The 21,084-nt window shown below is 72.3% G+C and carries 16 protein-coding genes; 12 read left to right on the top strand and 4 right to left on the bottom strand.

Going from position 1 to position 21,084, the window contains the following annotated elements; translation table 11 throughout:
- The first annotated feature begins 50 nt into the window (after positions 1-50).
- From LDO26_RS07260 to LDO26_RS07210, 11 genes are all read left to right on the top strand, one after another.
- The gene (locus LDO26_RS07260) at positions 51-2,078 is read left to right on the top strand and encodes a serine hydrolase domain-containing protein (protein ID WP_232130416.1); all 2,028 of its coding nucleotides are present in this window, start codon (positions 51-53) and stop codon (positions 2,076-2,078) included.
- A gap of 68 nt (positions 2,079-2,146) precedes the next feature.
- The gene (locus tag LDO26_RS07255) at positions 2,147-3,148 is read left to right on the top strand and encodes a dipeptide epimerase (RefSeq protein WP_232130415.1); all 1,002 of its coding nucleotides are present in this window, start codon (positions 2,147-2,149) and stop codon (positions 3,146-3,148) included.
- Positions 3,145-4,416 (top strand): peptide MFS transporter, encoded by a 1,272-nt coding sequence (locus LDO26_RS07250; RefSeq protein WP_232130414.1) that lies wholly within the window; start codon positions 3,145-3,147, stop codon positions 4,414-4,416. Before LDO26_RS07255 ends, LDO26_RS07250 begins: the two co-directional genes overlap by 4 nt.
- Positions 4,417-4,629: 213 nt before the next feature.
- Complete coding sequence (locus tag LDO26_RS07245; protein ID WP_232130413.1) at positions 4,630-6,969, top strand: TonB-dependent receptor; 2,340 nt, start codon at positions 4,630-4,632, stop codon at positions 6,967-6,969.
- A gap of 28 nt (positions 6,970-6,997) precedes the next feature.
- A complete protein-coding gene (locus tag LDO26_RS07240) occupies positions 6,998-8,032 on the top strand; it encodes an N-acetyltransferase DgcN family protein (RefSeq protein ID WP_232130412.1) in 1,035 nt (344 codons plus the stop codon).
- A 118-nt stretch (positions 8,033-8,150) separates the two neighbouring features.
- Positions 8,151-9,746 (top strand): serine hydrolase, encoded by a 1,596-nt coding sequence (locus tag LDO26_RS07235; protein ID WP_232130411.1) that lies wholly within the window; start codon positions 8,151-8,153, stop codon positions 9,744-9,746.
- A gap of 302 nt (positions 9,747-10,048) precedes the next feature.
- Complete coding sequence (locus tag LDO26_RS07230; RefSeq protein ID WP_232130410.1) at positions 10,049-11,629, top strand: Tle-like phospholipase domain-containing protein; 1,581 nt, start codon at positions 10,049-10,051, stop codon at positions 11,627-11,629.
- Between the two features lie 133 nt (positions 11,630-11,762).
- Positions 11,763-12,425 (top strand): ankyrin repeat domain-containing protein, encoded by a 663-nt coding sequence (locus LDO26_RS07225; RefSeq protein ID WP_232130409.1) that lies wholly within the window; start codon positions 11,763-11,765, stop codon positions 12,423-12,425.
- Between the two features lie 92 nt (positions 12,426-12,517).
- Complete coding sequence (locus LDO26_RS07220) at positions 12,518-13,462, top strand: Tle-like phospholipase domain-containing protein (RefSeq protein ID WP_232130408.1); 945 nt, start codon at positions 12,518-12,520, stop codon at positions 13,460-13,462.
- 65 nt (positions 13,463-13,527) lie between these two features.
- Positions 13,528-14,256, top strand: a complete 729-nt coding sequence (locus LDO26_RS07215; protein WP_232130407.1) for an ankyrin repeat domain-containing protein — start codon at positions 13,528-13,530, stop codon at positions 14,254-14,256.
- Positions 14,257-14,402: 146 nt separating this feature from the next.
- On the top strand, positions 14,403-15,665 hold the full coding sequence (locus LDO26_RS07210) for a heme biosynthesis protein HemY (protein ID WP_232130406.1): 1,263 nt from the start codon (positions 14,403-14,405) through the stop codon (positions 15,663-15,665).
- A gap of 90 nt (positions 15,666-15,755) precedes the next feature.
- On the opposite strand, the gene LDO26_RS07205 is transcribed toward LDO26_RS07210, so the two are convergent.
- Together LDO26_RS07205 and LDO26_RS07200 are read right to left on the bottom strand one after the other, a co-directional pair.
- Complete coding sequence (locus LDO26_RS07205; RefSeq protein ID WP_232130405.1) at positions 15,756-16,778, bottom strand: DUF4349 domain-containing protein; 1,023 nt, start codon at positions 16,776-16,778, stop codon at positions 15,756-15,758.
- Between the two features lie 281 nt (positions 16,779-17,059).
- The gene (locus tag LDO26_RS07200) at positions 17,060-18,337 is read right to left on the bottom strand and encodes an acetyl-CoA C-acetyltransferase (RefSeq protein WP_232130404.1); all 1,278 of its coding nucleotides are present in this window, start codon (positions 18,335-18,337) and stop codon (positions 17,060-17,062) included.
- Between the two features lie 104 nt (positions 18,338-18,441).
- Here LDO26_RS07200 and LDO26_RS07195 point away from each other — a divergent pair, with 104 nt between their 5' ends.
- Complete coding sequence (locus LDO26_RS07195; RefSeq protein WP_232130403.1) at positions 18,442-19,365, top strand: hypothetical protein; 924 nt, start codon at positions 18,442-18,444, stop codon at positions 19,363-19,365.
- Between the two features lie 383 nt (positions 19,366-19,748).
- Here LDO26_RS07195 and LDO26_RS07190 read toward each other — a convergent pair whose 3' ends face one another.
- Both LDO26_RS07190 and LDO26_RS07185 read right to left on the bottom strand, forming a co-directional pair.
- On the bottom strand, positions 19,749-20,339 hold the full coding sequence (locus tag LDO26_RS07190) for a superoxide dismutase family protein (RefSeq protein WP_232130402.1): 591 nt from the start codon (positions 20,337-20,339) through the stop codon (positions 19,749-19,751).
- A gap of 47 nt (positions 20,340-20,386) precedes the next feature.
- Positions 20,387-21,040 carry a superoxide dismutase family protein gene (locus LDO26_RS07185; protein WP_232130401.1) on the bottom strand — a complete coding sequence of 218 codons (654 nt, stop codon included), beginning with the start codon at positions 21,038-21,040 and terminating at the stop codon, positions 20,387-20,389.
- Between the last annotated feature and the right edge of the window lie 44 nt (positions 21,041-21,084).

The following is a 21,084-nucleotide window of genomic DNA, read 5'->3' as shown; positions in this document are numbered from 1 at the left end:
TCTCCGATTGGGATCATTATCGCCAAATCAGGACAACCAGGGGGCCTTCGATGCGCGCGATTCCAACGATCCTGTTCGCCGGGCTGCTCGCCGCCGGCATGGCACTCGCGGCGGCGCAGGAGGCCGTGATCCCGCCCGCGCCCCCCGCCTTGCAGCCAACCGGCGCGGATGCGCCAGTGACGGACGAAGCGGATGCCGCGGACGCGCTTGCGCCCTCCGGAAGCGCGCCCGCCCTGACGCGCGCGGACGCCGAGGCCTGGCTGGACGGCTTCTTCCCCTACGCCCTGGCCGCCGGCGACATCGCCGGCGCGGTGGTGGTGGTGGTGAAGGATGGCGACGTGCTGTTGCAGAAGGGCTACGGCCATGCCGACCTCGCCGCGGGCACGCCGGTCGAGCCCGATGCCACGCTGTTCCGTCCCGGCTCGGTATCGAAGCTGTTCACCTGGACGGCGGTGATGCAACTGGTCGAGCAGGGCCGGCTCGACCTCGACGCCGACGTCAACCAGTACCTCGATTTCGAGATCCCGGCGCGCGACGGCAAGCCGTTGACCCTGCGCCAGGCGCTGACCCACACCACCGGCATGGAGGAGCAGATCCGCGGGTTGATCACCGCGCGCGAGGACGAGGTCGTGCCGCTGGGCGATGCGCTCAAGCACTGGGTGCCCGAGCGCATCCACGTGCCGGGCACCACGCCGGCCTATTCGAACTACGCGACCGCGCTGGCGGGCTACGTCGTCGAACGCGTGTCGGGCGAATCGTTCGACGACTACATCGAACGCCACATCTTCCAGCCGCTCGGCATGGCGCACTCCAGCTTCCGCCAGCCGCTGCCGCCGGCGCTGCTGGCGCACATGTCCAAGGGCTACGCCAGGGCCTCGGAAGGCGAACCGAAGGACTACGAATTCATCAGCCTCGCGCCCGCGGGCAGCCTGGCCGCGACCGGCGCCGACATGGCGCGCTTCATGATCGCCCACCTGCAGGACGGCGCCTACGGCGACGCGCGCATCCTCGGCGCGGACACCGCGCGCCAGATGCACTCGACCGGCCAGGCCTCGGTCGGGCCGCTCAACCGGATGATGCTCGGCTTCTACGAGACCTCGGTGAACGGCCACCGCGCGATCTCGCACGGCGGCGACACGCAGTGGTTCCACAGCGACCTGCAGCTGTTCCTCGACGACGGCATCGGCCTGTTCGTGTCGATGAACAGCTCCGGCCGCGACGGCGCGACCGGCCACATCCGCTACGCGCTCTCGCGCGGATTCGCCGACCGCTACCTGCCCGGCGCGCCGGAACCGCCGGCGGGCGTGTCCGAGGAGGACGCCAGAGCGCACGCGCGGCAGCTCGCCGGCACCTACACCAGCAGCCGGCGCCCGGACAGCAGCTTCCTGTCGCTGGCCAACCTGCTCGGGCCGGTCAAGGTGGCAGCCAACGAGGACGGCACGATCAGCGTGGCGATGGCGACGGGCCCGGGCGGCGCGCCGAAGAAGTGGCGCGAGATCGCCCCGTACCTGTGGCAGGACACCGCCAGCACCGACCGGCTGGCCGCCGACGTCGTCGACGGCAAGATCACGCGCTTCAGCATGGAACCCTATGCGCCGATCATGGTGTTCCAGCGCGTGTCGGCATGGCAGGCGCTGGCGATGCCGTTGCTGCTCGCGAGCCTGGGCGTCCTGCTGCTGACCGTCGTGGCCTGGCCGGTGTCGGCGCTGGTGCGGCGCTACTACGGGGTACCGTACCGGCTGACCGGCGCGGACGCGCGCGCGCATCGCCTGGTGCGGATCGCGGCGCTGCTGGTGCTGCTGGCGGTGGGCGGGGCGCTGACCCTGGTGGTCGGCATGCTCAGCAAGCTGGAGCTGACCAGCCCCGGCACCGATGGACTGATCATCGCGATCAGGCTCTTCGCCACGGTGGTGCTGCCGGTGGGCGCCGCGGTCGCGGTCTGGAACGCCTGGCAGGTGCTGCGCGGCCGTCGCCGGCTGCTGGCCAAACTGTGGGCGCTGCTGCTGGCGCTGGCCTGCCTGTTCCTGCTGTGGATCGGCTTCGCCAACCACGTGATCGGCTTCGGCGCGCACTACTGATCGATACCCGGCCGGCAGCCGCGGCTGCCGGCCCCATTCCCGTCTTCCTTCCAGGAGCGCGCGCAGCCGTGCCGGTCGAACTCGAACTGCATAACGTGCCGTTGCCGCTGTCCGCGCCGTTCCGCATCGCCGGGCACGTGTTCGAGGCGATGCCGGCGACGGTGGTGACCCTGCGCGACGGGCCGTACACCGGGCGCGGCGAGGCGGCGGGGGTCTACTACAACGACGACCACCCGGGCGCGATGCTGGCGACGCTCGAAGCCCTGCGGCCGCGGATCGAGGCCGGCCTCGACCGCGCGACCCTGCGCACCCTGCTGCCGGCGGGCGGCGCGCGCAACGCGCTCGACTGCGCCCTGTGGGAGCTCGAAGCCCAGCGTGCCGGTGTCCCGGTGTGGAAGCTCGCGGGCCTGGAGGGCGTGCGCCCCCTGCTGACCACGTTCACCGTCGGCGCCGACGACCCCGATGTGATGGCCGGACACGCGGCCGCCTACGCGCAGGCACGCGCGCTGAAACTGAAGCTGACCGGGGACCCGGCGCTCGATGCCGCGCGCGTGCACGCGGTGCGCGCGCGCTGCCCCGCGCCATGGATCGGCGTGGACGCCAACCAGGGCTACGATGCGGCCACCCTGCCCGCGCTGCTGCCGGCGCTGCTCGAGGCGCGCGTGTCGCTGCTGGAACAGCCCTGCGCGCGCGGTCGCGAGGACACGCTGGACGGCATCGAACGGCCGCTGCCCTTCGCCGCCGACGAAAGCATCCTCGACCTTGCCGAGCTCGAGACGCGCCACCGCAACTTCGACGTCGTCAACATCAAGCTCGACAAGTGCGGCGGCCTGACCGAGGGCCTGCTGATGGCCGCGCGCGCGCGCGCGCTCGGCAAGCGGGTGATGGTCGGCAACATGTGCGGCACCAGCCTGGCGATGGCGCCGGCATTCGTGCTGGGACAGTACTGCGACGTGGTCGACCTGGACGGCCCGATCTTCCTGGCCGCGGACCGGACGCCCGCCGTGCGCTACGCGGACGGCCACATCTTCTGCGATGACACGGTCTGGGGACCGGAGGCGATGCCGTGAGCACCGCGGCCGACGGGAGCCATGCAACCTGGTTCGGCCAGCCGCGCGGCCTGACGATCCTGTTCCTGACCCAGATGTGGGAGCTGTTCTCCTACTACGGCATGCGCACGCTGCTGGTCTACTACATGACCAAGCAGCTGCTGTTCGCGCAGGACAAGGCGTCCTTCATCTACGGCACCTACACCGCGATGGCGTACTTCACGCCGATCCTGGGCGGCGCGATCGCCGACCGCTGGCTGGGCAAGCGCAACGCGGTGGTACTGGGCGGCAGCATCATGGCCATCGGCCACTTCGTGATGGCGTTCGAGCCGACGTTCTACCTGGCGCTGGCGACGATCGCGCTCGGCAACGGCTTGTTCCTGCCAAGCCTGCCGAGCCAGATCAACGACCTCTACGCCACCGACGATCCGCGCCGCGGACGCGCCTACAACGTCTACTACGTCGGCCTGAACGTCGGCGGCCTGCTCGCGCCGCTGGTGTGCGGCACGCTCGGCGAGCTCTACGGCTGGCACTACGGCTTCGGCGCCGCGGGCGTCGGCATGTTCCTGGGACTGTCGATCTACCTGGCGGGCCGGCGCTACCTGCCGCCGGAGCCGCCGCGCTTCGTGCAGCCGGTCGCCGCCCCGCAGGACGCACGCCGTGGTCACCGCAGGGTCTGGTGGCTGCTGCTCGGCGTCGGCATCGCGGCGACCATCTTCCGCGGCGCCTACGAGCAGATCGGCAACACGCTGCCACTGTGGATCGATACCGGCGTCGACCGTTCGTGGCTGGGCTTCACGATCCCGATGACCTGGTTCCAGTCGCTGAACCCGCTGCTGGTGATCTCGATGACGCCGCTGCTGCTGATGGCCTGGCGGCGCCGTGCCGCGGCCGGCCGCGAGTCGTCGCCGGCGATGCGCATGGCGATCGGCGCGCTGGTGGTCGCGGCGGCCTACGTGCTGCTGGCCGCGGTGACCGCGCTGGCCGGCGAGACGCGGGTCGGCTGGGCCTGGCTGGTGGCGTTCTTCGTGATCCTGACCTTCGGCGAGCTGTACATCCTGCCGACCGGCCTCGGCCTGTTCGCGAAACTGGCGCCGCCGCGGCTGGGCGCGACCACGGTCGCGTCCTGGTTCCTCGCCATCTTCAGCGGCAGCCTGCTGGCCGGCGCCGTCGGCGCGCTGTGGTCGAAGGCGAGCCATCCCGCCTTCTTCCTGCTGCTGGCGGGACTCGCGACGATCGCGGCGGCGCTGCTGTGGCGGCTGGACCGGCCGATCCGGACGCTGCCGTGAGGCGCCTTCCGGACAAGGGCACAGCCGGCCGCGTGGCGGTTGGCGCCTGCGCCGCACGTGCCGTCGCCGTCGCCGTCGCCGTCGGCGGCACGATGCCGGCGGGGTCGCCGCAGGCGTCGGCCGGCCTGTCCGGGCGTATTTTCTGAACGTATTGACAATTCTCTGATTGGGATCATGATCCCTGATCAGGATATCCGCCGGGGGAAGCCAGAAATGAACGCGTTCCAGTCCGCACGTCCGTGGTACCGCTCGCCACTGTCCCTCGCGATCGCAAGCACGCTGGCATGCGCCGCGGCACCCGTGCTGGCCCAGGACGCCACCGGCGTCGACACGCAACCGCCCGCGGACGCCGCGGTGACGCTCGACTCCGTGGTGGTCACCGCCAACAAGCGCGTCGAGAACATCCGCGAAGTCGGCGCCTCGATCAGCGTGATCGGCGAGCGCCAGCTGGAGAACATGGGCGCGAGCTCGCTGTCCGACTACGCCGCGCTCATTCCCGGCATGCAGGTGCAGAACAGCGGCAGCCCCGGCCTGACCGCGGTCTCGCTGCGCGGCATCTCGGCGCTGTCCCCCGGCGCGACCGTGGCCACCTACATCGACGAGGTGCCGGTCGGTTCCAGCGGCATCTACCAGGGCGCCAGCACGCTGATGCTCGACCTGCTGCCCTACGACATCAGCCGGGTCGAGGTGCTGCGCGGGCCGCAGGGCACGCTGTACGGCGCCGGTGCGATCGGCGGCCTGCTCAAGTACGTGACCCGTGCGCCGGACCTCTTCCACGACGAGTTCCGCGTCGGCTTCGGCCTGCGCTCGGTGTCCGACGGCGGCCAGGACTGGAACGGGCGCATCGGCGTCAGCGTGCCGCTGCAGGAGGACCGCCTCGGCCTGCGCATGAGCTTCGCGCGCAACGGCCTGCCGGGCTACACCGACAATGCCGTCGACGGCCGCAAGGACATCAACGGCGGCGAGCAGGTGGGCGGGCGCGCGGCGCTGTCGTGGGAGGGCGATACGGTCGACCTCGACCTGTCGGTGCTGCACCAGCGCATCAGCGCCGACGACCGCGCCGTCGTCGCGCTCGAACCCGGCACCTATGCACCGCTGGCCGGCGACCTCGAAGGCAGGACCTGGCAGCGGCAACCGTTCTCCAAGGAGCTGACCCTGACCTCGCTCAGCGTGACCTGGGACCTGGGCTGGGCCGATTTCGTGTCCGCGACCGGCTGGTCGGAAACCACGACCCTGGACCAGATCGACGCCACCGTGCAGTTCGGCGAAGTCGCCGACCTGCTGCTGGGCTTTCCGGAACCCGGCAGCGCGAACGTGCGCTACAGCTTCGACCTCGACAAGGTCACCCAGGAATTCCGCTTCAGCTCAAGGACCGGCGGCCGCTTCGAGTGGATGGCAGGCGTGTTCTACACCAAGGAGGACGCGCTGCAGAGCCAGTTCGCATGGCTGGGCCAGCGCGACGGCTCGCCGCTGCCGGCGCCGTACGACGCGATGTTCGGCACCCTGGCGCTGATCGACCTGCCGAGCACCTACGAGGAAGTGGCAGTGTTCGCCAATGCCTCGTGGCGCGTCGGCGAGCGCTTCAAGATCGATGCCGGCGTGCGCCAGGCGCGCAACGACCAGTGGTTCAGCCAGAACGTCAGCGCGGGCATCCTGGCGCCGGTCGGCGAGGATCCCGGCAAGTCGCGCGAGGACGTGTTCACCTGGAGCCTGAGCCCGCAGTTCAAGCTTGCCGAGGACACGATGCTGTACGCGCGCGTCGCGACCGGCTACCAGCCCGGCGGCCCGAACGTCGCCCTGCCCGGCATGCCGCCGAGCGTGGACTCCTCGATGCTGACCAGCTACGAGCTCGGACTGAAGTCGCAGTTCGCCGATCGCCGCGTGCAGCTGGACGTCTCCGCGTTCCGCATCGACTGGGACGACATCCAGGTGGCGGCGTCGTTCAACGGCATCGGCGGCCTGGTCAACGGCGGCGAGGCGACCAGCGAGGGCCTGGAGCTGGCGTCGCGGTTCCGCGCCACCGACGCGCTGGTGCTCGGCGTCAATGCGGCATACACGAAGGCCCGCGTGAAGAGCGACTTCGCGCCGTCGATCATTCCGCAGGGCGACTTCGATGTCGTCCTCAACACCGGCCTGGCCGGCGATCGCATGCCCTACGTGCCGAAGCTGTCGTGGGCGGCAACCGCCGAATACGGGTTCATGACCAGCGGCGGCCTGGCCGGCCAGGTCGGCGCGGTGCTGCGCTGGACCGGGGAGCGCTACAACGACACCACCGAGCGGCAGCGGGTGACCGCGCCGGGGGATCCCTCCACCGTGCTGCAGGAAGAGCTGACCGCACCGCTGCTGCTCGACAGCTACCGCGCGCTCGACCTGTACGCGGGCATCGGCCGGGAACGCTGGGAACTGCGCGCCTACGTCAACAACGCCACCGGCGAGACGGGCTGGTCGTCGATGAACCCGGCGAGCGGCGCGATCAGCGGCGCGGTCGCGCACCTCGCCGCCGTGCCGATCCAGCCGCGCACCTACGGTATCGAGTTCGACTTCCGCTTCTGACCCGACCGGACCCGGGACGCTCATGCCGATGGCCGCACCCGTGCTGCGCGAGGCCCAAGCGCTGCCGCAGCCCTACCTGCTGTTCCTCGGCGACATCGTCGATCCCGGCTATGCGAAGACCGCGTTCGGCCTGCGCGACTGGGCGCCCGAGCGCTGCGTCGGCGAGTTCGCCTGCGCGGGCGCGACGGTGCGCACGGGGCTGCCGCCGCTGACGCCGGCACAGGCGTACGCACTGGGCGCGCGTTCGATGGTCATCGGCGTCGCCAATCCCGGCGGGCGGATCCCCGCGGTCTGGGTGCAGCCGCTGCTGGAAGCATTGCAGGCGGGCCTGGACCTCGTGGGCGGGATGCACGCCAGGCTGGCCGATATCGATGCCCTGCGCGATGCGGCGGCCGCGAACGGGCGGCGCCTGATCGACGTGCGCGCGCCGCCACCGGGCCTGCCGGTCGCCACCGGCCGCAAGCGCACCGGCCGGCGCCTGCTCACCGTCGGCACCGACTGCGCGCTGGGCAAGAAGTACACCGCACTGTCGCTGGCGCGCGCGTTCCGCGGGCGCGGGCTCGATGCAACGTTCCGCGCCAGCGGCCAGACCGGCATCCTGATCGCCGGCGCCGGCGTGCCGGTGGATGCGGTGGTGGCGGACTTCGCCGCCGGCGCGGCGGAATTCCTGTCGCCCGACGCCGATCCCGCGCACTGGGACGTGATCGAGGGCCAGGGCGCGCTGTCGCACCCGGCCTATGCCGGCGTATCGCTGTCGCTGCTGCACGGCAGCCAGCCCGACGTCATCGTCGTCTGCCACGCGCACGGGCGCGAGCGCATGCTCGGCCATGCGCACTATCCGTTGCCGTCGATCGAGGAGACCATCGACCTGGCGCTGCGGCTCGGCGCGTGCACCAATCCCGCGATCCGCTGCGCGGGCGTCAGCCTGAACACCGGCGCGCTCGACGCCGCCGCCGCGCAGCGCGCGATCGACGGGACCGCCGCCCGCCTGGGCCTGGCCGTCGCCGACCCGATGCGCGGCGGCGACGCCTTCGCGCGCCTGGTCGACGCCTGCCTGGCATGAAACCGGTCTCGTGCCGGTCCCCGCATCGTCTGCTGCCGGGCGTCGTGTTCCCGGTGGCGGCGCCACCCGCGGCACGTCGCCGCACGACTTCGCTGACCCGCGCGTCCGGGAGGACAGGATGGATGTGATTTCGAAATGCCTGCGGGCCGCGGTGATCGCGGCCGGCGCCTTGTCCGCCATCGCGGCCTCCGCCGCGCCGCCCGCCGGGTTCGACGCGCGCGTCGAGGACGCGATGCGCGCGCGCGACGTGCCCGGCATGGCGATCGCGATCGTCGAGGACGGGGAGATCGTGCACGCCAAGGGCTACGGCGTGCGCAGGCTGGGCTCGTCCGACGCGGTGGACGCCGACACGATCTTCCCCACCGGCTCCACCGGCAAGGCGGTGACCGCGGCCGCACTGGCGATCCTGGTCGACGACGGCAGGCTGGGCTGGGACGACAAGGTCATCGACCACCTGCCCGACTTCCGCATGTACGACCCGTGGGTCACGCGCGAGATGACCGTGCGCGACCTGCTGCTGCACCGCAGCGGCCTGGGCCTGGGCGCCGGCGACCTGCTGTTCATCCCGCGCAGTTCGCGCAGCCGCGCGGACATCGTGCGCGCGCTGCGGCACATCCAGCCGGCGACGAGCTTCCGCAGCGGCTATGCCTACGACAACATCCTCTACATCGTCGCCGGTGAGCTGGTGAGCGCGGTCAGCGGACAGGACTGGGAAAGCTTCGTGCGCGCGCGCATCTTCGCGCCGCTGGGCATGCGCACCGCGACCAGCCACGAGGACGATCGCTTCGCCACGGACAACCGCGCACAGCCGCATGCGCGCCTCGATCCGCGGCTGCGCGGCCTCGGCGCGCAGCAGGTGTTGCCGGAACGCGAGGGCCTGGGGCAGGTCGGCGCACCGGCGGGCGGCCTGTCGTGGAGCGCCAACGACTTCGCGCGCTGGCTGCAGGTGCAGCTCGCGCTCGGCGCCGTACCCGGCGGCGAAGGCAGGCGGCTGTGGAGCGAAGCCAATGCGCGCGCGATGTGGGACCCGCAGGTGCCGGTGCCGATCCGGCCGTTCCCCGCGCCGATCGCCGACATCACGCCGCAGTTCTCCGGCTACGCGCTGGGCTGGAACGTGCAGGACTACCGTGGCGTCAAGGTCGTGCAGCACGGCGGCGCGGTGTTCGGCGTGCTGGCCTTCACCGTGCTGGTGCCCGAACGCAAGCTCGGCATCTCGCTGCAGATCAACGCCGAGGACGTCGAGGTCCTGCGTGGCCTGGGCTACGAACTGCTCGACCATTACCTCGGGTTCGAGCCGCGCGACTGGGTGGCGGCATTCGCCACATGGAACCGGGAGCGCCTCGCCGGCGGCCTGGCCGCGCTGGAAGCCGCGGGCGGGCAGGCGCGCAGGGCTTCGCGTCCCTCGTTGCCCGCGGCGGGCTATGCCGGCACCTACGCCGATGCGTGGTACGGCCCGATCGCCATCAGCACCCAGGGCGGCAGGCTGCGCATCGACTTCCGGCAGACGCCGGGCATGCAGGGCACGCTGACCCACTGGCAGTACGACACCTTCCGCGCCGACTGGGACGATGCCTCGATCGAGCCGGCCTACGTCTCCTTCGCGCTGGACGCGCAGGGCCGGGTCGCACAGATCCGGATGCAGGCCGTGTCGCCGACGGCGGATTTCAGCTACGACTACCACGACCTGCTGTTCGAGCCGCGGGCGGCGGAATAGCGCGGCGGTATCGGCCTGAGGGACCTGCTGCCCGATCCGCCGAGCCTTTGGCGCGGTGGTCGGGCCACGCCCCCGACATCCCATGAACCCGGACGCCGCACGCCTCGGCCGCGTGAACCGACCCGCGAGATCAGGGCGCCGCCTTCCCGGTCACCGGCGAAGAACCAGGGGAAACCCGCATCGGGGCGGGTCGCGGTCCTCTCGCCCGATCGACGCCACGTCCTAGGGCCAGCCCCAGTTGCCGGCCCGGGAACCGTCCGGGACAGTGCAGGCATTCCCCAGTGGGTCTGCCGGAGACGGCGATGAGCCTGACCATTTCCGATCGCGTCGGCCTGCCGCCGGCCTCGCTCGATCAGCTGCACAGCCGGTCGCCGATCCACGCCGACCTGCCGGCGCAGGCCCGCGCGCCGGTCGGCCCGCGCATCGCGGAACCCGCCTATCACCCGCAGGTGCAGCCACCGGCCTGCCGGCCCGCCGGCCCCGCGCCTTCGGGGCCGTATGCGCTGCCGCCCGGCAGCACTCTGGCCGAAACCGTCGGCGGCACCCGCGCACAGCCGTTCGACGTGACCCTGTCGCAACTGGCGACCGCGGTCTACGGCACCCGCGGCGCGCCGCCGGCAGGCTGGTCGGAGGTCACCGACTGCGACCTGTGGGCACGCGGCATCGACGATCCCCAGGCCTGGCGCCTGCAGTTCCTCGGCGCCAACGACAGCGTGCCCGGCAACGACCACGAGTTCCGCGCCGAGATCTACACCGATGGCGACGGCAACTACGTGCTGGCCTACCGCGGCACCGCCGAGGGCGCCGACGACTGGATGAACAACTTCCAGCAGGCGACCGGCTTCCAGACCGACCCGACCGACAAGTTCAGCGAGGTCGCGGTCGAGACGGCCGCCGAATTCCAGAACAGGTTCGGCGATGGCCAGGGCAACCTGGCGATCACCGGACACTCGCAGGGCGGCGGGCTGGCGACGATGGGCTCGCTGGCGACCGGCATCCCGGCCGTCACCTTCGATGCCTCGGGCATCCATCCCAACACCCTGGAGCGGATCGGCATCGCCGACCCGCAGCAGGCGCGCGACATCGCCGAAGGCGGGCAGATCCGCGCCTATTCGCTGCAGTCCGACCTGTTGACCCAGGCCCAGGAGAGCGGACCGCTGGGCCTGATCGCGCCCGATGCGCTGGGCACGAAGATCGTGGTCGCGCCGGCCGCGGCCGACGCGAACGACATGTTCACCAATTACGGCCCGAACGAACTGGCGGGCCTGTCGGCCGAACAGCTGCAGGCGCTCAACACCGGCGTCGAGGTCGCGCGCCACGTCCCGGTCCTGCCGCTCGGCCCCGCCGGCCTGCTGCTGACCGGCGGCATCAATGCGGTCGGCAACCTCGCCTACGGGGCGATGAGCCACAGCCCCGACGCATTGACCGCGGCGATGATCGACCACGAACCCTGGCAGGCCGGCTACGAGAATCCCGCCGACCTGGGCAAGGACCTGCAGAACCTGCTGCCCGAGCCGCTGAAGGACGATTTCGCCCGCAACACCCATGACCTCGTCGACGACGTGATCACCGTCGCCCGCACCGACTTCGCCAACGGCGACTTCGTGCAGGGCGGGTTCCGCATCGCCGGCGACGTGGTCGAGGGCGTGTTCAACTCCACCGGCGACACCGTCGACCGCTTCGCCGATGCCCTGGCCGAGCGGGTCGACGCGCGCATCGACGGCTGGGCCGGCGACGTGCTGGCCGGCGGCATCGACCTGGCCGGCTCGGTGGTCGAGGGCGGGCTGGACGCGATCGGACAGGGCATCGAGACCCTTGCGGACGGCGCCGGCAAGGTGGCCCAGGGCGTGACCGATTTCGTCGGCGGCCTGTTCGGCCGCTGACCGGAAACGGCCTGCAGCCGCGCAAGGCTTGCGTCGCCCCCGGATCGCGGTTGAAATCGACCCCATGCGCCGTCTCGCGGTCACCGCGTCCGCCGTCCTTCTCAGCTGCGCCGCGGGGTGCGCCAGACCGTCGATGAGCAACGATCCGTTCTCCAATCCCGACATCGCGCCGCTGGCCGGCGCGGTCGCCCGCGACGATGCGGCCGAGGTCCGGCGCCTGCTCGAGCGCATCGACCCCGACACCCCGGGCAGCGACGGCAGCACGCTGCTGGTCGCGGCGATCAAGCACGGCCGCCTGGCCAGCGCGCAGGCGCTGCTCGACGGCGGCGCCGATCCCGACCGCCCGGACGCGCGCGGCGACACCCCGGTGCACGCCGCCGCGTTCGCCGACGATCCCGCGCTGCTGCAGGCCGTGCTCGCCCACCACGGCAACCCGGATGTCGCCAACCCGCATACCGGCGCACCGCCGCTGGCCGCCGCGCTGCGCGGCGGCAACCCGCAGCAGTTGCGGATGCTGCTCGATGCCGGCGCCGACCCCGGCCTGGCCGACCGCAACGGCGATACCCCGCTGCATGTCGCCGCGCGCACCAACAACGGCGCCGCGATCCTGCTGCTGCTCGACCGCGGCGCCTCGCCGACCGCGACCAATTCCGGCGGCACCAGCTTCCAGGCCTACTACTTCGCGTTCCCGCGCAACGCGCTCAACGCGCGCGCGCTCGACGAACGCCGCCAGGTGGTCGCCTGGCTCAAGGCCCACCAGGTGCCGCTGGAGGCGGCGGTCGACGCCGACTACTGAGCCGGCCACGGACCCGACCTCGGGTCTGCCCCAGCTGGCGCGGCCCCGGCGCCGGCGCTAGCGTCGGGGTATCAGACGCCGGGACCGCGACGATGAGCCTCCAGTTGAACACCTCGAACATCGGACAGACCACGCTGCCCGCCCTGCCGCTGGCCGATTCGCTGCTCGCGCGGCCGGCCGCGCTGCCGCCGGCCACCCCGGCCGGCAGCTACCAGCTCGAGCCGTCCTGGCATCCGCAGCTGGGCGCGCTGTTCGCCAGCGGCGGCAACGCCGCCAACGCCGCGTCGTTCGACGCCCAGGTCCGCGGCCAGGACGCCCAGGCCATCGACCTGGAGCTGATGCAGATCTCCTCGGCGGTCTACGACCCGTCGGTGCAGTCGGTCGGCAACTGGACCCGGGTCAGCGATGCCGACCTGGCCGCCGCCGGCATCGACCCGGCACTGCTGGAGAACCCGGAAACCGGCTTCCGCGCCGGCATCTACACCGACGGCGACGGCAACCATGTGCTGGCCTTCGCCGGCTCCAACGACCTCAAGGACTGGACCGGCGCCAACTTCCGCCAGGGCGTGGGCTGGGATTCCGAGCAGTACGACGAAGCCGTGCAGCTGGCCCAGCTGGCCTCGGCCGCCTATGGCGACGACCTGGCCATCACCGGCCACTCGCTCGGCGGCGGCCTGGCCGCGACCGCCGCCATGGCGATCGACGGTGCCGCGGTGACCTTCAATGCCTCGGGCGTGCACGACAAGACCATCGAACGCCTGGGCCTCGACCCGGCGACCGCCAAGGCCGATGCCGCCGACGGCCAGATCCGCCGCTACAACGTCGATGGCGAGGCGCTGACGAAGGCGCAGCAGGACATCTGGGTGGTCAACAACCTGCCCGACGCGCCCGGTCACGAGATCGTGCTCGACGATCCCGCGCCGCTGACCGGCTGGGACCGCTTCAACCCGATCTCGATCGTCAAGCACAGCATCGACAAGCACATGCAGGATGCCGTGCTCGACGCGCTGCAACAGCAGCAGCCCTGGGCCAACTGACCGGTCGACCGCGATGATCCGCCGCGGCCCGCGGTTCCCGCCCGCGCCTGTGTGAGAATGCCGGCATGCGCGCCGCGGTCCTGAGCCTGTTGCTGATGCTGTCCGGCGCCGCCTGCAGTAGTGGAGACGCGATGGACGCCCGAGCCGCCTTCCCCGATGCCAGCGCCGGCGCGCTGGCCGAAGCCGTTGCCGCGGACGACGCCGATGCCGTGCGCGCGCTGGTCCGCGACGGCGCCGATCCCAACGCGCGCGGCGACAAGGGCGTCAACCTGCTGCAGATCGCGATGCTGGCGCAGGCCAAGGACGCGCTGAAGGCGCTGCTCGACAACGGCGCCGATCCCAACGCGCCCGGCCTCGGCGGTGCCACCGCGGTGCACGGCGCGGCGATCGCCGACGACCCGGAGTACCTGGAGATCGTGCTGGCGCGCCGCGGCGATCCCGACACCCGCCACGGCGAGACCGGGGCGACGCCGCTGGCCGGCGCCACCGGCCCGCGCACCGATGCACAGTTCCGCATGCTGCTGGCGGCCGGCGCCGACCCCGACATCGCCGACCGCACCGGCAATACCCCGCTGCACAAGGCGGCGATGATCAACGCCGGCGACCACGTGCTGGCCCTGCTCGACGCCGGCGCCGACCCGCGCGCCCGCAACACCCAGGACGCCACCTTCCAACGCTTCTTCTTCAAGACGCCCGCCGCCCGCCTCAACGACACCGCGCGCGCCAACCGCGCGAAGGTCGTCGCCTGGCTCGAAGCGCACGACGTGCCGCTGGAGGCGGGCGCGACGCCCTGAGAACCTGCCCGCCGGGTCGCGCCGGGGGGGCCGCGGCCCACGCCTGTTCAGGAAGACGACAGAAGCTGCGCCGGCATCGACGGCGCCGTCACGCCGGCGGCGTCAGGGTGCAGATTGGATCGCCCGCCCTTCCCGGAACCACACCGATGTCCCTGCTCCGTACCCTCCTGATCTGGATCGTGCTCGCCCTCGTCGGCGCGTTCGCCGTGCAGCTGCTGCTGGCGCAGGATCCCGGCTACGTCCTGGTCCGCCATGGCGGCATCGACCGTACCACCACCGTGGTCAACGCGATCGCGATGCTGCTCGGCGCGCTGGTGCTGCTGTGGCTGGTCTTCAGCCTGCTGGCGCTGCCGTTCCGCAGCTGGAGCCAGTACCGCCGCGGCCGCGTGCAGAGCCGCCTCGGCGAAGGACTCGACGCCCTGTACCAGGGCCACTATGCCCGCGCCGAGAAACTGCTGGTGCAGTCGGCCGACGAGAATCCGCACTACGAGGCGGCCGCGCGGGTCGCCGCCAGCCAGGCCGCGCTGGGCCGCGGCGACGCGATCGCTGCGCGCGCGCTGCTCGACGGCTTCGGCGACCGCCATCCGGCGACCCGCGCGATCGCGCTGGCCGAGCTGGCACTGCGCGAGGACCGTCCGATCGACGCCCTTGCCGCGCTCGAGGCTCCCGCCGCGCAGCCGCTGCCGCCCCGCGGCTTGGCGCTGCGCGCCGACGCCTGGGCCCTGACCGGCCACGCCGCCGAGGCCTACGGCCTGCTCGGCGCGCTGCGCCGCCAGCATGCGCTGCCGGACGACCTGCTGGCCGAGCGCGAACTGCAGTGGGCCGCCGCATCGCTGCGCGAGGCCGGGGACGGCAACCTGCTGGCCGAACGCTGGGAAGCCATGCCCAAGGCGCTGAAGGCCGAACCCGACGTCGTGCTCGCCTACACCGACCGCGCCGTGGCACTGGGCTGGCACGACGCCACCCTGCGCAGCCTCGAACAGGCGCTCGACACGCGCTGGGACGAACGCCTGGCGGTGCGCTACGGCGCGCTCGACGCCACCGATCCCGAACACCGCCGCGAGCGCCTGCAGCGCTGGCTGCAGGCCCACCCGTCGAGTCCCGGCGTGCTGCTGGGCCTGGCCCGGATCAGCCAGGCCGAGCGCCAGGGCGCGCAGGCCCGCGACTACCTGCAGCGCGCGATCGACCAGGGCGCCGGCAGCGCCGCCTGGGTGCCGCTGGGCGACGAGTTCGCCGCCGCCGGCGACGAACACCGCGCGCGCCTGTGCTACGCCAATGCCCTGCGCGCCGCACGCGGCGAGCCGGTGATCGCCCTGCCGTCGGTCGCCGCGCCGCCGGTCGAGTTCACCGCGATCGAGGATCGCGACGAACATGGCATGCCGCGGCTGCGGGACCAGGACCTGCCGTAGAAGGGAGGCCGCTCGCCGATTTATCAGTAGCCGCGATCGCAGGCCGGGGCAACGCCCCCGACGCCCGGACGATGCCTGCCGCCCACGGGCCTAGGCCGTTCCTCCGGCAAGCGCCGCGCGCCGGCGACGCAGTCGGCGCAGCGCGCGCCAGCCGGCGATGGCCGCGGCGACGAGCAGCCACAGCGGCCACAACGCCGCCAGCCCGACCAGCACGTCCAGCAGCCCGTGCCAGCCGACCGACAGCGCCTTGCCGAGTCGCGGGAAGAAGCCCGGCCCGTGCTGCGCGAACACCGCCTCGGTATCGACGCGCTCGGTGCGGCGGACCTGCGCAGGCTGGTACAGCGACATGTCGATGGTCGCGAACGCCACCCGGTCCTCGAATTCGCGCTGCGCGACCTGCGCCTCGTCGCGCGCGGCCAGCGCCTGCGCGCGCGCCGTGAACGCATCGGCCTTGCGGTCGAGCCTGTCGTCGTCCTGCACCGCGTCGCCGAGCGACTGTTGCAGCGCCTGCCCGCGCTGGAAGGCCAGTTGCTGGCGCAGCAGGTCGAACTGGGCGTCGTGGGCGCTGAAATCGCGCCCGTCGAGGAAGCGCATCTGGCCGACGAGTTCGCGCAGGAACGCCTGCAGGCGGTCACTGGGCACGCGCACCGTCACGTTGCCGCGGGTGACGTATTCGGCAAGTTCCAGCAGCTTGCCGTCGCCCATCGGCCGCCGCCGCGTGTTCCGGGTTTCGGCATGTACCTGGCTGCGGACGACGAATCCGCCGTACTTCGCGGCGAGGTCCTCGATCGCCAGCGCCGACGCGTAGACATCGTCGACGGCGAACCGGAGCTGCGCGGTGCGGATGAAGCGGCGCGCCGGATCGCGCTGCGTGGCCGTGGCGGAGGTCATCTGCGACACGTCCGGGGCACCGTCGCCGACGACATCCGCGGCGGCGGCCGGCGCCGCCATCTCCGCGGCCGCGGTTGCGGCGTCCGCGGCCTCGAAGGACCCGGCGGCCGCATCCGCGGCCTGGTCGAGCGACTGCTGCGCGCAGGCGCCGAGTACCAGCAACAGGGTGGCCATGGGCAGGACGGCAAGCGATTGGAACGACGGGAATCGGAACGACGGCATGCGGTCCTCCTGGACGTACCGGGCGAGATTACAGGCTGCGGACGCAGGCAGTAACGGAGGACGCCGGGGAACGGGGTCGCAGGTGCCCGCGGCAGCCGGACGGCTGGCCGGGCACACGCCTGACACGGCAATTGCGACACGGCCGCCGCAAGCCGCGTCCGCGGACGGGCATGTTTGATGAAGAATGCGTCGGGCCGAAGCCGCAGGCGGGCATGGCGATGCCTGCGGCATCGGCGCCTGGATCGCGGCCCGCGTCATGCGGGCGCGACAGTCGCCGGGATTCAGCGCTCCAGGATCGCCACCACGCCCATGCCGCCGGCGGTGCAGATCGAGATCAGCGCGCGGCCGCCGCCGCGTTCGACCAGTTCCTTGGCGGCGGTGGCGACGATGCGCGCGCCGGTCGCGGCGAAGGGATGGCCGGTCGCCAGCGACGAGCCCACCGGATTGATCTTCTCCGGGTCGATGCGACCCAGCGGCGCGTCGAGGCCGAGGCGGGTGCGGCAGTAGTCCTCGCTCTCCCAGGCGCGCAGCGTGCACAGCACCTGGGCGGCGAACGCCTCGTGGATCTCGTAGATGTCGAAGTCCTGCAGCGTCAGGTTGTTGCGGCGGAGCATCTCGGCGACGGCCACGGTCGGCGCCATCAGCAGGCCCTCGCCATGGACGAAATCGACCGCGGACACGTGCGCGTCGCGGATGTGGCACAGCACGTCGAAGCCGTGCGCCTCGGCCCACGCGTCGCTGGCCAGCAGGCACGCGGACGCGCCGTCGGTCAGCGGCGTGGAGTTTGCGGCGGTCAGGGTGCCGCGGCCGGAGGTCTTGTCGAACGCGGGCTTGAGCGTCGCCAGCTTGGCCAGCGAGGTGTCCGGACGCAGGATGTTGTCGCGCGAGACGCCGCGGAAGCTGACCACCAGGTCGTCGAAGAAACCGCGCTCGTAGGCGGCGGCCAGCTTGTGGTGCGAGGCCACCGCCAGCTCGTCCTGCGAGTCGCGCGAGATGTTCCACTGCTTGGCCATGTCCTCGCAGTGCTGGCCCATCGACTTGCCGGTGCGCGGCTCGGCGACGCCGGGAAAGTCGGGCTTGAGCTCGCGCAGGCGGAAGCCCTTGAACGCGGCCAGCTTGTCCTTCGTGGTCCTGGCGGCGTTCGCGCGCAGCAGGCGCCGGCGGAACTGCTGGCCGTAGACGATCGGCACGTCGGACGTGGTGTCCGAACCGCCGCCGATGCCCGATTCGATCTGCCCGGCGGCGATCTTGTTGCCGACGGTGATCAGCGAATCCAGCGACGTGCCGCACGCGCGCTGCAGGGTGATGCCGGGGGTCAGCGGCGACAGGCCCGACGACAGCGCCGCCTCGCGGCCCAGGTTCCAGTCGCTGGAGTGCTTGATCACCGCGCCCATCGCCACTTCGCCCAGCTGCTGGCCGTGCAGGCCGAACTTCTCGACCAGCGCGCCGAGCGTGCGCACCGACATGCCCAGGTTGCCGACATCCGCATAGGCCGTGTTCTGGCGGCAGAACGGGATACGGACGCCACCCAGCACGGCGACGGGACGACCTTGCAGCATGGGATTTCCTCGCGGATTCGATGTGCGACGACGGGGCCAACCGGCCGCATGAAGCGCGGCGGGCATAATGTCGGCCAGTTTAGCCCCGCCCGCGTGCACGGCCAATGACCGCAACCCCCGCTTCTCCAACCGCGCGCCCTTCCGTTGCCGCGTCCCGCGACACGCCCCAGGTGCGCGGCGTACTCGCGCTCGAACTGGTCGGCGGCAGCGCCCCGTCGCACGCGGCGCTGGCGCAGCATGCGGCCGGCGAACTGGCGCGTCTGGTGGGCCGCGACCTCGGCGCGCTGGTGCCCGAGGCGCGCACGCTGGACCTGTGCATCGCCGCCGCGCACTTCGACCCCGCCGAAGTGCTGCGTCCCGGCTGGCCGGTCCATCGCCGGCTCGACGAACTGCACGCCCGCGCGCCGGGACGCGGGCAGGGACCGCGGGTCATCGCGTTCGGCGCCGACGCCAGCGGCCAGGTGCCGCTGCCGCTACAGGCCGATCCGCAGCTGGCCGGCGGTACCCTGCGGGTGCTGCCGTACCTGTTCGCCGGCGATGCCGACACGGTGCGCGCTGTCGATGCGCGGATGGAATCGATCCTGCTGGACACCGGCATGGCCCAGGCCGACACCGCGCTGGCCGCGCAGGACGGCTTCGATGCGCGCATCGAGCACGCGCGCTACCTGACCCTGCACGACCTGCTGGCGATGACCGCGCTGCAGTACCGCAACGCCGGACTGGAGCCGCTGTGGCCGCTGCTGGAAACCGCGCTGCTGGCCCCCGGCGAGTCGGCATGGCTCGACGCCGCGCCCGAGCCGCTGCTGCGCCATGTCGATGGCGGGGTACGGATCGCGCGCCTGTCGGCGCAGGACTGGCGCGGCCACTACGCAGCCGGCGGATCGGACGAGGCGCGGCTCCGGCACGGGTTCGCGATGTTCGAAGCGCGCCAGCGGCAGCTGGCCGCGGTGCTGCAGGCGCACGGGATTCCGGTGCAATGGGTCGACTGCCCGGCCGAGAGCGATCCGCGGGCCGTGCTGGCCGATTGACGGAGCGCAGGGCGCTCTTGACCTGAGCTCTCCCCACAAAATCCCGTTGTTATGACGCGGACTTGGGGATCCCTTGAACAAGTCCGTCATTCCCGTGAAGGCGGGAATGACGAGCATGGAGCCCGTAGGTCGGGGCCACGCCCCCGACGCAGGGAATCGACGCGCCATGGGGATGGCGGCCGGGAGGGCGACTCGCGCGTCGGGCGCGTGGGCCCGACCTACGCACGTCCGGGACATCGCCCTCACCGGCTCCGCCCCGGGCCGTGCGCAGCGCGCACGGCACTCCGCTGCGCGCGCCAGTGGCTCGCAAGCCGCACATCGTCGTCCCGATCGCGGGAGAGGGACGGCGGTGTCTTCCGCGCGGACGCGGAAGACCGAATCTCCTACTGGATCACGCCGCAGGCGAGGCGGTCGCCGGCATCGCCGGTCGGCTGCGTGGTGTAGTCGTCGGACTTGGTGTGGACGATGACACCCTTGCCGACGATATCGGTCGGGGCACCGTCGCCGATCGTCGCGCCTTCCAGCCAGTTGTGCACCTGGGCGGTGCCGTCGGCGCCGGCACTGATGTTGTCGCTGTCGCCGGCATGGTGCGCACCGTGACCGACACGGCCATGCTCGCTGCCGCCCGGGTTGAAGTGGCCGCCGGCGCTGCTGCCGTCGGGCGCGCTGCAGTCGCCGTGTTCGTGGACATGGAAGCCGTGCTCGGAATCCGGCGCCAAGCCGGTGACGGTGCCGGTGACCTCGATGCGGCCGTCGACATCGGTGAAGGTCAGCTGGCCGGCGGTCTGGTTGCCGGCGGTCGGCTCCAGGGTCACCGTAGCGGTGGCGGCAGGCGCCGCGGGCGGGGCCGGTACCTCGGCGGCACGGTCGGCCTCGACGGCGGGACTGGTGCCGCCTGGGGCATCGTTGTTGGCGCCGCAGGCGGCGAGTGCGAGCAGTGCCGGCGTCAGCAGCGCGAGACGGGTCTTGGTCATGGGACTCTCCTGGACTTCGTGCGGATGGCGCGACCGGCAGGGACCGGTCACGGAGTGGCCGCCGGCGCCACGGGCGCCGTCGTGCCGGGGGGATTGGCGTCGTTGCGGACCGGATCGGCCCGGATCACCCCGCAGGCGACGCGCGCGCTGATCGCACCGGGTGTCGCGCCGATCACCAGCAGCGCGCGGCCGGCAATGTCGTTGCCGGCGCCGCCGCCGAGCACCGCGCCGGGCAGCAGCAGGTCGACGGTGGCGACGCCACGGCTGTCGGCGACGATGCGGCCGCGGTCGCCGGTGTCGGGCAACGATGCGGTCGCGCCGCGCTGCGGGTCGAACTCGGGCCCGGCGCTGGCCGCATCGACCGCGCTGCAGTCGCCGCGCGCGTGCACGCGCAGGTTGTGGGTACCGTTGCGCACCAGACCGCCAATCTCGCCGCGCACGCGGACGCCGCCGGCATCCGGGCGCAGGATCAGCCGGCCGCTGACCAGGGTGCCGGACGCCGAGGCGAGGTTCGCGGTCGCGGACGCCGCGGTGCCGGACTGCGCCAGCGGCGCGGGCGCGGCGGCGGGCGGGGATTCCGGCGATGCAGGACGCGGGCCGCTGGCGCAGCCGGCCAGCACGGCCGAGGCGACCAGCAGCGCGCACGACAGGCGGCGCGGAACACGGGGAGCGGAACGGGGACGGGAGGCCGGCGCGATCATGGCGGGCAGCTTAGCGCCTCGTATTCCAGCCCACGATGAAGACC

The sequence above is a fragment of the Proluteimonas luteida genome, assembly GCF_021191695.1.
In the GTDB taxonomy this organism is placed as follows: Bacteria; Pseudomonadota; Gammaproteobacteria; order Xanthomonadales; family Xanthomonadaceae; genus Luteimonas; species Luteimonas luteida.
This window is presented reverse-complemented; position numbering and strand designations above follow the sequence as displayed.

What these genes read in the sequence shown, in the direction of transcription:
- LDO26_RS07260 (WP_232130416.1), top strand. Translation starts at nt 51, where the DNA reads ATGCGCGCGATTCCAACGATCCTGTTCGCCGGGCTGCTCGCCGCCGGC.
- LDO26_RS07245 (WP_232130413.1), top strand. Translation starts at nt 4,630, where the DNA reads ATGAACGCGTTCCAGTCCGCACGTCCGTGGTACCGCTCGCCACTGTCC.
- LDO26_RS07240 (WP_232130412.1), top strand. Translation starts at nt 6,998, where the DNA reads ATGGCCGCACCCGTGCTGCGCGAGGCCCAAGCGCTGCCGCAGCCCTAC.
- LDO26_RS07235 (WP_232130411.1), top strand. Translation starts at nt 8,151, where the DNA reads ATGGATGTGATTTCGAAATGCCTGCGGGCCGCGGTGATCGCGGCCGGC.
- LDO26_RS07230 (WP_232130410.1), top strand. Translation starts at nt 10,049, where the DNA reads ATGAGCCTGACCATTTCCGATCGCGTCGGCCTGCCGCCGGCCTCGCTC.
- LDO26_RS07225 (WP_232130409.1), top strand. Translation starts at nt 11,763, where the DNA reads ATGAGCAACGATCCGTTCTCCAATCCCGACATCGCGCCGCTGGCCGGC.
- LDO26_RS07220 (WP_232130408.1), top strand. Translation starts at nt 12,518, where the DNA reads ATGAGCCTCCAGTTGAACACCTCGAACATCGGACAGACCACGCTGCCC.
- LDO26_RS07215 (WP_232130407.1), top strand. Translation starts at nt 13,528, where the DNA reads ATGCGCGCCGCGGTCCTGAGCCTGTTGCTGATGCTGTCCGGCGCCGCC.
- LDO26_RS07210 (WP_232130406.1), top strand. Translation starts at nt 14,403, where the DNA reads ATGTCCCTGCTCCGTACCCTCCTGATCTGGATCGTGCTCGCCCTCGTC.
- LDO26_RS07205 (WP_232130405.1), bottom strand. Translation starts at nt 16,778, where the DNA reads ATGCCGTCGTTCCGATTCCCGTCGTTCCAATCGCTTGCCGTCCTGCCC.
- LDO26_RS07200 (WP_232130404.1), bottom strand. Translation starts at nt 18,337, where the DNA reads ATGCTGCAAGGTCGTCCCGTCGCCGTGCTGGGTGGCGTCCGTATCCCG.
- LDO26_RS07195 (WP_232130403.1), top strand. Translation starts at nt 18,442, where the DNA reads ATGACCGCAACCCCCGCTTCTCCAACCGCGCGCCCTTCCGTTGCCGCG.
- LDO26_RS07190 (WP_232130402.1), bottom strand. Translation starts at nt 20,339, where the DNA reads ATGACCAAGACCCGTCTCGCGCTGCTGACGCCGGCACTGCTCGCACTC.
- LDO26_RS07185 (WP_232130401.1), bottom strand. Translation starts at nt 21,040, where the DNA reads ATGATCGCGCCGGCCTCCCGTCCCCGTTCCGCTCCCCGTGTTCCGCGC.